Source organism: Parabacteroides sp. 20_3 (genome assembly GCF_964238835.1).
In the GTDB taxonomy this organism is placed as follows: domain Bacteria; phylum Bacteroidota; class Bacteroidia; order Bacteroidales; family Tannerellaceae; genus Parabacteroides; species Parabacteroides distasonis.
The window spans coordinates 35,255-49,459 of record NZ_CAXSNO010000006.1 but is presented as its reverse complement, the minus strand read 5'-3'; the positions used below and the strand labels follow the sequence as shown (position 1 = coordinate 49,459).

The following is a 14,205-nucleotide window of genomic DNA, read 5'->3' as shown; positions in this document are numbered from 1 at the left end:
GGGGAGAACCTTTCTGGTCAATAATACTTTCCAAGTTCCTTAAGTTCTTTCTCAAGTCTCTTGATCTCTTTATCAACCACCGCTTTCATGAATTTGCTTCTCGAAGTCAGTTCATGATACTTGCGGAGATAAAAAAGGAGATCTTTTTCTGCCTCTTCTATCCGGGCTTTTAGCCCATCGTCACTATGCATAGAGCTCTTGTCTTAATGACATCACAAAGATAATAAAAATATTATCAATGGCAAACGTTTGGTAATATTTTTATTATCATAGTATCTGGATTGGAGATAATAACAAAACCGCTCCACCTTCACAGGCAAAGCGGCTGTCCATTACTAATCTAAAAATCTAATACCATGAAAAACACCTATTACTACATATCTTGTTTCTTTTTCTCCTCTTTTTCGATCGCTACTTCTAGGGTATAGAGAGCGTCGTATAAAAGGGATTGCTTTACCTGTTCTTTCTTGGTCACGTCTCCGCTGGCCATCTCATCCACGATGCGTTGTTGCGTGTCGAATATATCCAAAGGGGCTTCATTCCCTCCGGAGGAGAATACCCGGGAGAACTTTGCTTGTATGAAATTCATGCTACCGAGGTAGTACCAGAACATGACTGTCTTTACGATCGGCTCTACATTCCGGAACCAAGCCGGATCACCGTCCTCACGTATGGTGAATGAGCCGTCTTTCCAGATTATGGATAGGAAGTTATCCAATGCCTCGAAGAAATCCTGTCTCATTCGCTGTTGCCAAGTTTGCAACATGATGAACTGTCCGTAGCTGATATTGGTCAGGCCGTCTTCCGGTCCGTATAACTCGATATCTTTGCCTTTGTAGACGGGGAATGGGTTACGGGTTAAGCGGATATCCAGCTCGATTCCCTTCTCTGTCTCTTGGAATAAGAAATCAAAGATGGTGCTCAACGCCGCCAGTTGCTCGGCCGTGATCCATATACGATCTTTGGGAAGGGAAACGGCGTAACCGGTTCCATTGGCTTTCTGATATCGCCGGATTCTCGCGGACAGGCAAAACAATAGCATCTTGACCTTGGCTTCTTGGGCCGTACTTTTCGAGTTCAAAATATTGGCGAGAAAGCAAAGCTGTTCCGCTGTCATCTCATCCCATGTGCCGGGCACGAGGTAATCGATATCTTTGATCGTTATTTTTCTCATAATACGAAAATATGTTTGTCCTTGGAATTAAAGTCGTTCTTGATAGGAGCGGGGAGGCCTAGTTCCGGGGCGTAAACTTTCATGTAATCCTCGATTACCGCTTCTAGTGACGTTACCTGCTCGGCGTAGAAATTACCGTTGTCCGTGGGATCGGAATACAGCGGATAGATCACGGGCTTAAACTCCAGCTGGCCGGCCGCCGTACGTTGTACCCGGGTGGTTTGGCTGGTATGGAGCTTGGCTACGTACATGGCGAGCCATACCCGGATATAATCAATCAGCTTGATCCGGAGCGGATCATCCACGCCGGTTCTTAAGGTGTCTTTTAAGCTCTTGTCAAGAGTGGTCCCGATCCAGCGGCATAGCTTCATCTCCAGTGTATCGAGTAGGGGACGGAACTTTTCGAAGGTCAACCGGGAATAATCGATATTCACCTTACCGTAATATTGGAACTCCCGGGCGGAATTAAGGTAGTGGCCGTTGGCTTGGTTCTTGTAATAGCGGCTTTCTTTCCATTCCGGATAGTCGTTCTCGTGGCTTCCGAGATGCTCCAGTAGCTTATCCAAGTTATTCCATCCCCGTTCCTGCATGCTCTCTTCCGATCGGGCGATCTTTTGATCGCTGGCTACGGTGAACTTATCGTTCCGGCTTACCGTATGCCCGCTGTCACCGATCAAGACCCCTAGCTCCGGACTGGCTAGCGCCACGGCCAATGGTCCCAGTGTCCGGCTGGCAAGTATCTTGATCGTAAGGATATCTTCCGTTAACGGCTCTCGATATAGCCGATCGACCAAGGCTTCCCCGAGGTAGGGGACGATATATCGATCGAAAGCGTCTTGAAGATAAGGCTCCAATATCTCGAACTTAAATGAGGCGTTTACCTTGACGGTATGCCTCAAATCATCTATCGTTTGTAGGAATGGCTGTGTCATGATTATACTTTTTCGTTACCGATACTCTTTTCCGATCCCGTGTTCTTATCGAGTGTCGTTAGCATGATATTGGGTATCACGAACTCGATGTCTTTTCCCCATCCGTTGATCTCCCGGGCTAGGTATAGCGGGAGAACCATCATGTCCCGGAGCGGCTTGAACAGCACTTGGGCGATAATGAATAACTCCCGGGCCTCGGTACCGTTGATGTTCTTCGATTTCCCGGGCGACGCTCCTTTCAAGGACGGATGTACGCCCATCGTGTTACAGATCACGTTTGTCGCTTCCTCCGAGTCCTCGATATACTCACCGCCCTTGATAAATGATTCCAAGGGCTTGATGATGATATCGTTCTCCTCGTATTTATTGATCTGATCATACCGGAAATGGGATACGAAGCTCTTGCCGGCGTTCTCCTCTCCGGAAAGGAAGTCGTTCAGTTGTTGTAGGAAAGCGTTCTTGCGCTCGTTCCGTTTCTTCTTGTCATCCTTGGGGATACCTTCCGAGTCGTAAAGCTTGTCCCAAAATTTCATGTTGATGGAGACGTGATATTTCAAGACCATCTGGTTTTTCAGCAACGCCTTCTTGAATTTCGGGATGGCGCAACTGAACTCGTACCAATCGAGGAAGATGGACCACCAATAAGGGCGGTTGTAATAAAAACGCCCCGGTACCGGCATATTGAGGCTTAACGTATAGCCATTCTCTTCCTCGTCCTTTTTCTCTCCGGTCTCCGGATCGGGTACGAGCCCGGTACGAACCTTGAGATCGTAAAGCGGGCTTCGGCGGTCTAGCAATCTCGTTACGATCACGTCGTCCGGAAATGACTCCTCTCCCCATTGCGAGGAATAACCATGATACTCGATGCGTTTCGTCTTCTCGTCTTGCTCGCTGATCCGGGAAAAGCACATCTCCCGGTGCCAGATCTGGACTACTTTCGGTCTCTCTCCGGCTTTCCGTTTGCCAAAAGCCAGATAGACGAAAGAGTCGGAGAATACGACCAGATCGTTGGCCAGCTCAGACATTACCCGTAAGTAGTTGCTATCCGATATGAACTGGAATATCTCCGGAGCCTCTTCCGGGGTAAGTTCCTCCAGCTCGATCTTTTGGGTCTCCGGATTCTTCACCCTCCGGCAGACCATCAACCCATCGCCGTAGGCCATGTTCGCCTTGAACTCGATATTGCTGCCTACGATCGTGTTGTCGGCGATCTTTTTCATGATCCTTACGGGCAACTTGTCTTGGTGACCGAACGGGACAAACCGGACCTCTTTCTTGACGGAAGATCCTTTGGCCGGGGTAATGACCGTGGCCGTGAATTTTTTATCCTCCAGAAAACCTACGTCCTCGGTCATGACCACCGCCGCTTTCGCTCCGGGGAGGAAAGCGGTGTCACCCATTAGAAATACGTTCTTGCGTCCCATTATGCGTATATTTTTTTACCGTTAATCCGGATGATCATGCAACGGATGAACTTCCGGGGGAACCGTTCGCCCCGAATCCGGATGTTTACCGTACTTCCCTTGGCGTGGATCGAGCTGAAGTAGGCTACCTCATAATCCTCGATCGAGCCGGGAGAGCCATTTCCCTCCCGGCTTTCATTCAACCGCACGTACGAGAACGAGAACATCTTGTATCGTCCCCGGTCATCCTTTTGCTGCATGACAGCCCAGACATCACTTTGTTTTATCCTTTTTTCCATATCTCCATCTTAAAAAGATAACCAAGGCCAGAACCATCGTTACGCCGAGCGCCCACCACCCGAGGGCGTTCTTGCCGACATCGGAGTTGAGTTTGGTATCTCCGGACCGCTCTTCCTCATGGCTGGCTTCCGACCGGGCGAAAACGCTCTCGTTCTCCTCTTTCTTTTGGCTTTCCGCTTCTTCTTTTCGCTCGTTCTCATGTTCCTCGCCTTCGAGTGTCGTTTCCGCCTTGACCGGGTATCGGCCGTTTTCGTCCGGCTGCCGCTCAAGGTCGAATTCCCTTCGTATGATCCGGATGTTTCTCCACCGATCTCGCACGGTGTTGGAACTGGCAAGCCGTACATCCATAGAGGTATCCAAGCTCTCCAATACCTGTCGCTCTTGATCTCTGTAATGGCTATGATCAGAAGCGCTACGACGCACGGAGCAGCTAGCGCAAAGAGCCACCATTCCGGCCAAGACACACAATCTCTTATAAAGTCCATATTCCATGATTCGCTATCCAAAAGGGAGTTCGCATAAACAATACCACTCTCACATCAGTTCCCAGCCGGCCTCGATGTCTTCCATAGGGATACGCTCGCCGTTCTCCATGTAGCACATGGCATCCACTAGGGCGCACATCGTTCCCTTGTCCGACAGGTCTAGCCGGCAACAGTCCGGTATTTGCATCTCCCGGCATACCCATCGTACGTAAGCCGCCGTGTCATTCTCATCGCGGGGTGCCCATCGTTCTATCAGTTCCTTTATGGAGCGTAGGTTATACGATCGCTGGTATTTTAGCAAGAGCTTCATCATGGCCCGTACCCCATGCGGTATATCCTCGAATTCCTCGAAAGCGTTGTCCTTTTTATCGGCTTTCGATACTTCTCCGGCCCAGTCGTTCCGCTCCGAGTTCCGGATATTACCGGGGTTGTTGTTTCGGATTCCCCTTGGTGTCGTTGTCATTTTTACAATCCTCCTTATCTAATTGGTTACTAATATTCTTTCCTAGCTTAGACTCGATCTCTCCTTTGAGCTGTAGTTTAAGCAGCTTTGGAAACATCATGTTCGGCCAGATAATCAATGCGCTACCCAGCATGCTCCACAGCTCGCACACACAGGCTAGGGTACATCCGGCCTTGGTGATTATGGCGTTATCTTGAGTGAATATCCGTTCCGTAACGAATACCACGAGCATGAAACCGAAATAGACGATCACCTTGGCGGGGGTATCTCTTCCGCTTTGTGATAGGAAGAATTTACCTTGCTTCTTTGCCGAGAACATCCCGAATAGCAAGTCGGCCGTAATAGCCACGCCCATAGCGGCGAAAGCGTATTTCACGGGCGAGATAAAATTCAATAAGAATATCATTCCGCTTATTATCCAGCCCCAAGAATGGTTCAATACCATCTGGAGCTTTATCAAGATCCTCTCCACGATTGGGCTAAATACCTGTGATATCATCTCCAAACATTTTTCACAAAGATGCTCGTAATCATACCTTCGGAAAAGGACATGAAAAAGCCCCGCGAGGATTTCTCCGGGCGGGGCTTGATTGATGTGTTATTCTTCTGGCAATAGTAGGCGAAGTAGTTCTTCTAGCCGCATGGCGGCACGTATTTGTTCTTGCTTGCTGTATTGATTGTTTACGTCGATTACGATGTCGAGTGGGCGGAGGGCTTCTTGGTGTTTCATTTCGGTTCCTCCTTTCCTTCAAACAAACATAATCTTTTTTTCAGAAAACTTAGAGCCGCGATAAGCGACAGTGATTCTTTTTCAGTAAGTACACCCGGGGCATCATGCTCGCATGCGATGAAAGTGATAGCATCATCAATGGCCTTAACATCTTCTTCTAACCCACCTTTATCATTTTCCTGCCAATATCTGATCGCATCCAGCATCCGGTTTGATATACGTATATCTTCCAATCTCATCATTTTTGACCTCCTTTCCCTAGGAACTCCCCGATCAAGTTATATATATCCGTAAGTTGCTCTTCTGTTATATCGCTCATGCGGTATTCGTTACAATCAATGCAATAAAGAATCTCTTCTTTCTTACCGGGGGATTTCACCCGTATTTGTTCTATGTAAGGACTTGCTTTCATGACCGGCCTCCTTTCTTGGCTGAGCAATAAATAAACCAAGCCACTCCGATCAGCGGCACAAATACTGGAGATAGCATAGTTAATAAAGCTACCGTGTACATTTTAGCCTCGTAAATGGATTTACAGGAGGCGATACCAAGAGGTAAGAGGTTGTAGACCTTTTGGGCGGTAGCCCAAGAAAAGAAACCCGTTTCGTGGGTGGACGTTGATTGTAGGGTACTATTATTCCCCGGCAAACAAATGTTCGGTTGTTTGAGCATAACTAACATTGTTTGTTTGGGGCAGGAAAAACAAAAAACGGTCTCGCCTGTCCCTTTGCTCTACACCAACCAGGCAGTTACGGCCATTAAGCCGTATCAAGGGGGTACGAAACCGCTATATTATATATACGTATAGTATGGACACAAAAAATGCCGATACAAATATGTTCGGCGGTTACCCGCCTGGTCGAAATAGAGCACTGCAAATATGGGGAATTCTCCCCACACTTGCAATACTTTCCCCTGATTATTTCTTTTCTTCCTCAAATTTGATAATCATCTGCTTGTATTCTTTGATCCGCTTTCCTAATTGGGAGAAGCGGCTTTTGGTTTCTTTCTTCTCTGTTTCTTCCAGTTGGAACAGCTCTTGTATTCTCTTATCTGCGTTCGGGTCTGTGGAAAGTTCATTTTTTAGTTTTTCTATTCTAAGTTTTCGATTTGCAGCCTCCTTTAGCTTTGCTTTAACTTGGATGTACTCACCAAAAAGAATTTCGTCAATCGTTTTGTACACCCACACTTCAAACTTAGGACTTAGCCATGCCGCAAATTTTAGGGCAACGCTACGTTCCATCCATGTACCATTGTTGCGACCACCATTTACGACTTTTACTAGTTTCCCTTCAGGTGAAAATTCATTTTCAGACCGCAGATCTGCGGTCTGACAGTAGGCTTGAATGTATGCTTTTGTACTGTCAAGACGCAAAAAGCCAAATACGTCTTTTTCAAAAATCTTTGCCATCTCTGTTGCATTTACCATAACATTTTCATCTGCATTAATATCGAATGCAATTCGATTGTTCTCGAAATTTAATACCTTTGTTGCCATAACCTTAACTTTTTAATTGTTTATGATTGGCGGGGAGGAAAATCCCCGCCTTTTGTTTTTGTACTTATTGCTGATTTATCATTTCCTCCAATAGAACTTCTATTTCCTCTTCTTCCTCTCTTTCAAGTTCTTCCGTAACTTGTGCCCAATAAGCTTCATCATGAAGTCTGTTTTTCTTTGTGTTTAATTCTGTTTCCATATTTTTAAACTGTTTATGATTGGTAATAAATATTAAATATTGTGCAAAGTAAAATATAATATTCTGATTATCAAATGTTTAAATAAATATTTAACATTTTAATCGCAAATATTTAACATTTCGGGCATAAAAAAGCCCCGCCGGGGATACCGACAGGGCATATAATGGGGGAAAGTTTTTGGATGGCAAAGAAAAAGCCGGCTTTTATTGGGCCGGCTGGGGAATATTCCAAAAAGAATTTATCACATGTTCTCTATCCATCGTTTTCCGGATGGTGTATAAGTATACGCTAATATGCCTACGGCAACAATAGCTACAACGGTAAAAAAAACAACTGCTATCTGCATATTATTTATTATTTTAAGATTCTATATCCAATCATCGCAAAGGCAACCGTACCGATGAATCCCATCGCAAAAAGATAATTAGCCATACTTGGTATCTCATCCTCTATCTCCCGGTTTAGTAAAGAGGCCGCTACCCCTAGCACCAAAGCCGCAAATGTCAACTTTGCCATATCAAAAAAGAACTTAGCGGTAGTTTCCTTTCTTACTTTACTTTTTTCTAATTCATTCTTGGTTGCCATGTCGCAAATATGGTGAAAGTTTTTGGGATGGCAAAGAAAAAATCGCAATATCCTTATATAACTTTACACTGCTAGGTAATCCCTAACATCCTATAATCACCATATCCCACCTTTACCCCCGTGATCACGACACAAGTTTCTATTATTCACTTCAAAACAATCAACAAACAATGGCTACAACTTACAAATTAGTGCAGCGACGGGACATGCACAAGGGAGCGACTGAAGGCGATAAGCTTTATTACGCACAGGCGAAATCTACGGGTACTAGTGATATGGAGCGTCTTTGCTCCATGATTGGCGAGCGTTCTTGCGTATCTAGCGCAGACGTGAAAGCGGTGCTGGACTCGCTTATCTACGTGATGAAGCTGGAGATGTCGGACGGCAAGATCGTACAGCTGGGTGAGTTCGGTAATTTCCGTATCACGTTCGGTAGTGAGGGGACGAAGGTGGAGAAGGATTTCAACGCTACTAAGATTCGTCGTCCTAAGTACACCTTCTCTCCGGGTAAGGCGCTTCGCTCGCAAGCGAAGGTATTGCGATTCGAGAAGGTAAGCGTGGAAAAAGGCGAGGGAGGAAACGACTCCGAGAGTCCGGACGAGATCTAGGCTAAAAGCACGCATCGTTTGAGGGAGAAGGGCGCATCGTTTTGGAAAAGAGGGTGCGTCCTTTTTTTATGAGGTTAGTATTCAGTATATTTGATAATTTATAAATAGAGAAGGATGGACAATGAGAATTTTAAGATAAGGGCTTACGGGTTGCAGGAGCTAGGCATTCAATATTTCCCGAATAGCGCACCCGCTTCGGCCTCGATCCAGCTAAAGAGATGGATTAATCTAAACAAGGCGTTACTTTATGAGATTACCGAAGCCGGGTATCATTCCGGGCAACGCTTACTCACGCCACGGCAAGTACAAATCATAACAGCGCATTTAGGGCCTCCATAACAGAGGCTCTTTTTTTGTCCCCGCATATTTCGCAACGGTTTCTCATTGTTGAAATGTTAATTTATTGATACTTAATAGTTGCGCACCTCTCAAGTAGCGTTTTTTTCTCAAAGCGTGCGAAAGCACCCCGCAGCGCCCTACAAAAAAAATGCGGGCGCAAGTTCAATTTTTTACCTTATCTGCTGCCTCCCTCAGACAGATCACGCATGAAATGCGTCTACAGATTTTTAATAAAGGAAGATGATTCCGGATTCCGCGTACGCGAGTTCGGGCATAAAGAAATTCGCGCCGACAAACAATGTGTCCCATGCGTCGGTAATGTGTGTCTTGTACTCATCCGGGTTATCGGGGCTGTCTTCTGTAGCTTCCGGCGATTTGTCTTTCTCGAATCCGTTCTTGCCTACTTTCACCGCTGTTTGCTCCATGGCGAGTTTGAGGAACTCGTTGTTGTATTTATTGAAAACAGGATAAAGGAGCGCCGGATCATGCTTTAAGGCCCGGTCTATTTGCTCGTGCCTCCAGTCGTGGCGGCTTACCTGTCCGATATAGATATCGGTGATATCCCAACCATATTCCTTGAAGATCCGGATGATGGTATCTTGATAGGACTCGGAGTTATTGCCGGTAGTCCACGTGAAGGTCTGGTCATAAAAGAAGATGATATCACGTTTGAGCTTGTATTTGTAGTATTCGCAAACCTGACGAGCCAATTCATCCAGCTTATCGGGGGTCTTGACAAAGAAGCTCTTTAGGGTACGTAATTGATGGCCTTGTACCTGTCCGATACATGCGGTATTGATTGCGGAGTTACTATCGAAACCGATTAGCAAGGGAGCGTCCATATCCAGATCCCCATCGGCTAGGCATCCGGCCAGTCGCAGCCGGTTCCAGTCCGCTCCCATGCTACCCATGTAGCGAGTATCGCCGGGGGTATAGAAATGGTAATCGTTCAAGGCCGAATAGAAGCCATTAGCGACACGGAACAGGCGTTCGTTCATGAATGCGGTACGCCATATAAGGGAAGGGACGTTGCGGTACATTTGCCAAATGTAATCCTTGCCTACGACTTCCATGTTATCGAAAATATCATACTCTCCGTAATATACCGTGTACTCCCGGGTCTTGCCACGCATAGGTTTGACAGGTGCTTGATACTTACGGGCCAACATTAAGTCATGGCGTAATTCTTTGTATTTGCGTTGGGTGTATGATGTTTGTTCCGGAAGGCGCTCGGTTAATTTCATTTCCCGGTATAGGTTCCGGATCAAGTTGATATGAACCGGATTCATGTCGTTGATCTTATCCAATATCCAACGTCCGGCTTTTAAGGTTGGCATATCCGTGGAATAGAGAACGGAATGATGCCAAGGGCATTGGTTGAAATCTTGCAAATTTCCCCGATTGGCGGGATCAACCTCGGATTTTATCTTATCGTAGTCTAGGAATTTCGCCTCCGGACCGATTACCCAATCTAAGGACATGGAGTTCGCTGACATCCCTTGACTGAAGGAGAGTACGACCAATACGGTGCCATTCCAGAAATGAATGCAATTGCCCCATGCGGTCTGAAGCGGCGGGCGCTTGGGCTTTCCGAAGTTGGCGGACAGGGGTGCCTTGCGGCCAACAAAGAAATGAATGCCCTCGATATAGCCCCATTCGGCGAGAGCGTGGATAATCGCCGGTAGCGTATTACCCCAAGCCTTGGCATAGGATGGAGAGATTAAAGCCCCGGTAGAACCCGGCATAGACCAAACATTCCGGATGATGAAGCGTGCGTCCAAACCCTCGGATTTACCGGTACCACGGCTACACACCCAATACTCGTCGTGGGCGGCGATCGCCATTCCCATGCGTTGCATCTTATTGAAAAACTTGCGTTGCGCCTCTTTCGCTTTACGGGTGAAAGGTTCAGTCATCAGTGCCATAGTCGTCTGTAATGGGTTCAATATCTACGATATCATGATCTTGCTTGAACAATGCCCGGAATGATTTCCTTTCTTCTTCAAGATTAGGGATAGGCTTGAAATCATCTCCCATTAACGTGACATCATCGGATGGCTCAAAGCAGGGTGGTTCCCAAGCGCTTCGATCAATGTCATCGTCTTCTTTATCGGAGCGGGTGTATTTACCGATCTTGTCCGCGTTGGCGGCGATACCTTTGGGGTCTTTGGCTTCCCGGGCGATGCGGATACCTTCCTTGGCGGCCTCGATCACCATGTAACGATACCAGTTCTTGCCGGCTAACTGTACATTTCCTACGAGTCTCCGGATAGCGGCCAGATCACGGTAAGCGGTGGCTTGTGATACGGGCTCACAACTGCCGTCGCAACCGGCCATCAGGAAAGCGATCAGGTCTTTGTCGGCTGTCATGGGGTCTTCCAATAACTTGGAAACACATAACATCCAGCGATCTTTTTGCATAAGCTCCCGGCAGGAGAGAAGGCTTGCCGCTTCTTCATGCCCTTTGAAAAGTACCGTGGCTATCTTGTCGTATGATGTTAGTTCCTTGTTCATTCTTTCTAAAGAGGTTATGATAAAGGGGAACAGCCAATACCTTATGGATTGTCTATTCCCCTTCATTATGGAAGCAAGATTTATTTCAAGTTATCCAGTTCCGCCAGCTCACGTTTGTAATAAGCCAAGCGTTGCTCTGCTTTTTGCCGGAGGTTAAGCTTTCCGTTTTTCTCATGTTGGGCGATAGAGGTTTCCGTGCGCCGGATATTCTCCCTCAGTCGTTCGATCCGGTTGGCGATTTGCATACCTTTCAGCAATTGATCGGCCGGGAGCTCCTCGGTTTTTTGAACCTCGGTTTTTAACTGGATCTGCTTACCCTCGGCCCAAGCGTCGATCTGGTCCCATAGCTTGGCACGGCGGCTCCAAAGCTCATGCACCTGATCGGCGATCGGCTTGCGTTGCTCCGGAGTAAGGGCCTCGTTCTGCATCTCCGTGAATAAGGCGGCGTACAAGGGGGTGATCTGGCGGACCTCGTCGAAGATCGTACGGATGTTATCCGGAAGGGAGGAGTACGTGGCGATCTTCGCTCCGGGCCGTAACAGGGCGAATTGATCTTGCAGTTCTTGCAACTCTTCCTGCGCTTCCTCCAGCTCGGCTTGCAATTGATCGATCTCTCCGGATTTATCGTCATTGTCTTCCTCCAGCTCGGTGATCTTGTCTTGTAGCTTGAATAGCTCGGATTCTTTCACGAGGATTTCTTTTAAGACTTTATCGCCTTTTAGCTGATCCGCTGTTTTCTCGATCGCCTTTGTTGCCGCGACCGCTGTTTTCAAGAGTATCGAACCCCGTTCGGAGATTGTTATCTGGGGTTGGGCCGACGATAGGCGCGCTACGGTTGTCAACTTATTCACCAATACGGTGAAATGGGAATCGAACTGCGGAACCTCCTTTACCTCGCTAAAGAAAGCGATATACTTCTTTCTCATCTCCTCCGGAGCTAGAGCTTGAAAAAGCGCTAGACCGTCCGCGTATTTACGCTTACGGTCCGCTAACCAGTTTTGTAATGTTATCATTTAAGAACCTCCTTCCGGTGGAGTAGGAGCTACCCCGGTGAATAATGCGTCTATATCGATAGGCGTTCCCATGATAATCATAGGGGCGGGGCTATCGGCCTCGAAAGTGAAGGACCAACCTCTTTTGTCGGCCGCCGCCTTGCCGCCGTCGAAAGAGGCGGTAACCGTACAAGGATAGCCGGGCTGTCCGATAAGCTGCTGGCTCTCGTTGTCCTCGATGATCAAATAGCCGGGCGTATTGCAGATCTGCCGGGCGAAAGCGGCGGCTTCCACTTTCTTGCCGGGGTGGAAGAACTCGCCGCTGATCTTGTAACTTTTACAATCTGTCTCGCCTTGAGACTCCGCTTTGTATCCTACGGTTGCCCGTGTCGCGTAAATAGGTGTCGGTTTACCTCCCGACTCTAAAAAGGTAAAAGCTCCTGTCGCCGTCACGAAATCGGCTGTGGCCTTGGCCTCTTTGGGGAGCGTGGGGACGACAGAGACTGAGGTTTCCGGAATAAAGGCGATACGACCTTTATAACCCCCCATATTGTCCGCTCCGGCTGGCCATAAAACAGGGCCAAACGAGGCGCACATCACATAATCCGCCGGAACGTCCGCCCCCATGAAGAGGACGGATAGCACCGCTAGCAGAAACAATACGGACAAAACTTTTCTGAAATCTTTCATCGTTTTATTTATTTACTGGTTTTACGATTTGGTATAAGTACCGGAAGCGGTGAAGTCCTCTCCATCGGCTACCGTGACTTTCACGTCTGCCGGCTTGGTATAACCGGCGATATCCTTGAAGGATACGGTTTGCTCACCTTTGGGTATGCCTAAAAGGGTAGCTCCGCTTCTCATCCACTCGCCGTTCTCGCCCACCTTCCAAGCGGCACCGGCTTCTATGGCCTCGTCGCTCTCGATCGTGACGGTCAGGGCGGCACCGGTTACGTAGTCGCCCGCTAAATCAACGCCCTCATTGGTGAACTCGTTAATCTGGAATACCTTCGGATGGATATCCTGAAAGCGGGTACCGTACCCGGCTTGTAGCCAGAACTGAACCTCGTTCGGGTCCTCGAAGATATCGCGGATCTGGACGAACCGGGTCGCCTTCTTCGTATTCACGCCAAAATCCAGCATTCCGGGACGGATTAAGATCAAGGCCTGCCCTGTTCCATATGCCTCATGGGTGACAGGTTCCAGTCCCGGGAACTTGGCGTCGTCCTTGACCGCCTTCCAAAACTCCTCGGTGGATGGGCGGGCGAACGCTTTTGTCTTTTGCCGGTAAGCCTCCTTACAGATCAACTCGATCTCGTTGGCATAATACAGGATCGCTTTACGGCGTAAGAAAGGATGTGCCGCACGTAAGAAGTTGACCAGACGATCGTAATCATCTACACCGTCACCACTGCCAAACGTACCGGTACGTACTAGGTTACGATTCGCCATGGTGATATCCTTCGTTGTCTTGAAATGATCGATCCAAGGGAAAAATCCGGTGAAAGAACTCATCGGGCTATACACATTGTCGTTTCTTTCGGCGAAGAAAGCGGAGAAAGTGATATCCTCCGAATGGCTGATGATGTGATTATCCACCACGAATTTCTCCATGGGGTGTTTCTTTACCGTATGGTCCACCTTCTCCCCGGCGTTGGAGAGAATACGTTTCTCCGTATAATTTAAGATGTTATCCTTCAAACGAGAAACGGTAAGTTCCGGTTTGATGGACATCTCTACCAATTTACCGATCTCATCGGGATACTTAATCTCGGCCCCGGCTTTATATGGGCCGGTGTGTCCGGCTTTGCGGCGAGCGTTCACGATCACGTCCTCATTCTCGATCTCGATCACGTTGAGCTTCATGGCCGCGGCGAACTCCTGAAACGTGAAATAGGGAAGGGTACGCAACACGTTATCGTAATCCTTCGCGTAACGATTCAGTTTCTCAATATCTAAAATGCCTTGTTTTGCCATTGTTC

The 14,205-nt window shown here is 47.7% G+C and carries 22 protein-coding genes; 2 read left to right on the top strand and 20 right to left on the bottom strand.

Going from position 1 to position 14,205, the window contains the following annotated elements:
• Nucleotides 1–17: 17 nt before the first annotated feature.
• The 15 genes from ACESPU_RS13245 to ACESPU_RS13175 form a co-directional block, all read right to left on the bottom strand.
• Nucleotides 18–191 carry a hypothetical protein gene (locus tag ACESPU_RS13245; RefSeq protein ID WP_009018485.1) on the bottom strand — a complete coding sequence of 58 codons (174 nt, stop codon included), beginning with the start codon at nucleotides 189–191 and terminating at the stop codon, nucleotides 18–20.
• A 182-nt stretch (nucleotides 192–373) separates the two neighbouring features.
• A complete protein-coding gene (locus ACESPU_RS13240; RefSeq protein ID WP_009018484.1) occupies nucleotides 374–1,174 on the bottom strand; it encodes a hypothetical protein in 801 nt (266 codons plus the stop codon).
• Nucleotides 1,171–2,106 carry a DUF6712 family protein gene (locus tag ACESPU_RS13235; RefSeq protein WP_121961690.1) on the bottom strand — a complete coding sequence of 312 codons (936 nt, stop codon included), beginning with the start codon at nucleotides 2,104–2,106 and terminating at the stop codon, nucleotides 1,171–1,173. The genes ACESPU_RS13240 and ACESPU_RS13235 overlap by 4 nt, the downstream gene beginning before the upstream one ends.
• A gap of 2 nt (nucleotides 2,107–2,108) precedes the next feature.
• Entirely contained in the window at nucleotides 2,109–3,530 is a 1,422-nt protein-coding gene (locus ACESPU_RS13230; protein ID WP_087345591.1) for a hypothetical protein, read from the bottom strand.
• Entirely contained in the window at nucleotides 3,530–3,808 is a 279-nt protein-coding gene (locus ACESPU_RS13225) for a hypothetical protein (protein WP_009018481.1), read from the bottom strand. The genes ACESPU_RS13230 and ACESPU_RS13225 overlap by 1 nt, the downstream gene beginning before the upstream one ends.
• Nucleotides 3,783–4,301: a hypothetical protein gene (locus ACESPU_RS13220; RefSeq protein ID WP_147331037.1), complete on the bottom strand. Its 519-nt coding sequence runs from the start codon at nucleotides 4,299–4,301 to the stop codon at nucleotides 3,783–3,785. The genes ACESPU_RS13225 and ACESPU_RS13220 overlap by 26 nt, the downstream gene beginning before the upstream one ends.
• Nucleotides 4,302–4,343: 42 nt before the next feature.
• On the bottom strand, nucleotides 4,344–4,757 hold the full coding sequence (locus tag ACESPU_RS13215) for a hypothetical protein (RefSeq protein WP_121961692.1): 414 nt from the start codon (nucleotides 4,755–4,757) through the stop codon (nucleotides 4,344–4,346).
• Nucleotides 4,714–5,256, bottom strand: coding sequence for a phage holin family protein (locus tag ACESPU_RS13210; protein ID WP_009018478.1), 543 nt, complete (start codon nucleotides 5,254–5,256; stop codon nucleotides 4,714–4,716). Before ACESPU_RS13210 ends, ACESPU_RS13215 begins: the two co-directional genes overlap by 44 nt.
• A 99-nt stretch (nucleotides 5,257–5,355) precedes the next feature.
• The gene (locus tag ACESPU_RS13205; protein WP_022192448.1) at nucleotides 5,356–5,487 is read right to left on the bottom strand and encodes a hypothetical protein; all 132 of its coding nucleotides are present in this window, start codon (nucleotides 5,485–5,487) and stop codon (nucleotides 5,356–5,358) included.
• A complete protein-coding gene (locus ACESPU_RS13200; RefSeq protein ID WP_009018476.1) occupies nucleotides 5,484–5,729 on the bottom strand; it encodes a hypothetical protein in 246 nt (81 codons plus the stop codon). Before ACESPU_RS13200 ends, ACESPU_RS13205 begins: the two co-directional genes overlap by 4 nt.
• Entirely contained in the window at nucleotides 5,726–5,899 is a 174-nt protein-coding gene (locus ACESPU_RS13195; protein WP_172606876.1) for a hypothetical protein, read from the bottom strand. Before ACESPU_RS13195 ends, ACESPU_RS13200 begins: the two co-directional genes overlap by 4 nt.
• Nucleotides 5,896–6,159, bottom strand: coding sequence for a hypothetical protein (locus ACESPU_RS13190; protein WP_227713728.1), 264 nt, complete (start codon nucleotides 6,157–6,159; stop codon nucleotides 5,896–5,898). The genes ACESPU_RS13195 and ACESPU_RS13190 overlap by 4 nt, the downstream gene beginning before the upstream one ends.
• Before the next feature lie 247 nt (nucleotides 6,160–6,406).
• Nucleotides 6,407–6,985, bottom strand: a complete 579-nt coding sequence (locus tag ACESPU_RS13185) for a KilA-N domain-containing protein (RefSeq protein ID WP_022192451.1) — start codon at nucleotides 6,983–6,985, stop codon at nucleotides 6,407–6,409.
• A gap of 64 nt (nucleotides 6,986–7,049) precedes the next feature.
• Nucleotides 7,050–7,184 carry a hypothetical protein gene (locus tag ACESPU_RS13180; RefSeq protein WP_022192452.1) on the bottom strand — a complete coding sequence of 45 codons (135 nt, stop codon included), beginning with the start codon at nucleotides 7,182–7,184 and terminating at the stop codon, nucleotides 7,050–7,052.
• 355 nt (nucleotides 7,185–7,539) lie between these two features.
• Entirely contained in the window at nucleotides 7,540–7,701 is a 162-nt protein-coding gene (locus ACESPU_RS13175) for a hypothetical protein (protein ID WP_227713729.1), read from the bottom strand.
• Between the two features lie 239 nt (nucleotides 7,702–7,940).
• On the opposite strand from ACESPU_RS13175, the gene ACESPU_RS13170 reads away from it, so the two are divergent.
• Nucleotides 7,941–8,378 carry an HU family DNA-binding protein gene (locus tag ACESPU_RS13170; RefSeq protein ID WP_022192455.1) on the top strand — a complete coding sequence of 146 codons (438 nt, stop codon included), beginning with the start codon at nucleotides 7,941–7,943 and terminating at the stop codon, nucleotides 8,376–8,378.
• 114 nt (nucleotides 8,379–8,492) lie between these two features.
• Nucleotides 8,493–8,717 carry a DUF4248 domain-containing protein gene (locus ACESPU_RS13165; RefSeq protein ID WP_009018470.1) on the top strand — a complete coding sequence of 75 codons (225 nt, stop codon included), beginning with the start codon at nucleotides 8,493–8,495 and terminating at the stop codon, nucleotides 8,715–8,717.
• Between the two features lie 227 nt (nucleotides 8,718–8,944).
• Here the strand turns inward: ACESPU_RS13165 and ACESPU_RS13160 are convergent, their stop codons facing one another.
• From ACESPU_RS13160 to ACESPU_RS13140, 5 genes are all read right to left on the bottom strand, one after another.
• Complete coding sequence (locus tag ACESPU_RS13160) at nucleotides 8,945–10,642, bottom strand: hypothetical protein (RefSeq protein WP_373133414.1); 1,698 nt, start codon at nucleotides 10,640–10,642, stop codon at nucleotides 8,945–8,947.
• A complete protein-coding gene (locus ACESPU_RS13155; protein WP_048928121.1) occupies nucleotides 10,626–11,231 on the bottom strand; it encodes a hypothetical protein in 606 nt (201 codons plus the stop codon). The genes ACESPU_RS13160 and ACESPU_RS13155 overlap by 17 nt, the downstream gene beginning before the upstream one ends.
• 80 nt (nucleotides 11,232–11,311) lie before the next feature.
• Entirely contained in the window at nucleotides 11,312–12,244 is a 933-nt protein-coding gene (locus ACESPU_RS13150; RefSeq protein WP_022192458.1) for a hypothetical protein, read from the bottom strand.
• A complete protein-coding gene (locus ACESPU_RS13145; protein ID WP_009018466.1) occupies nucleotides 12,245–12,913 on the bottom strand; it encodes a hypothetical protein in 669 nt (222 codons plus the stop codon).
• A gap of 21 nt (nucleotides 12,914–12,934) precedes the next feature.
• Nucleotides 12,935–14,200: a hypothetical protein gene (locus ACESPU_RS13140; RefSeq protein ID WP_121961696.1), complete on the bottom strand. Its 1,266-nt coding sequence runs from the start codon at nucleotides 14,198–14,200 to the stop codon at nucleotides 12,935–12,937.
• Nucleotides 14,201–14,205 lie beyond the last annotated feature (5 nt).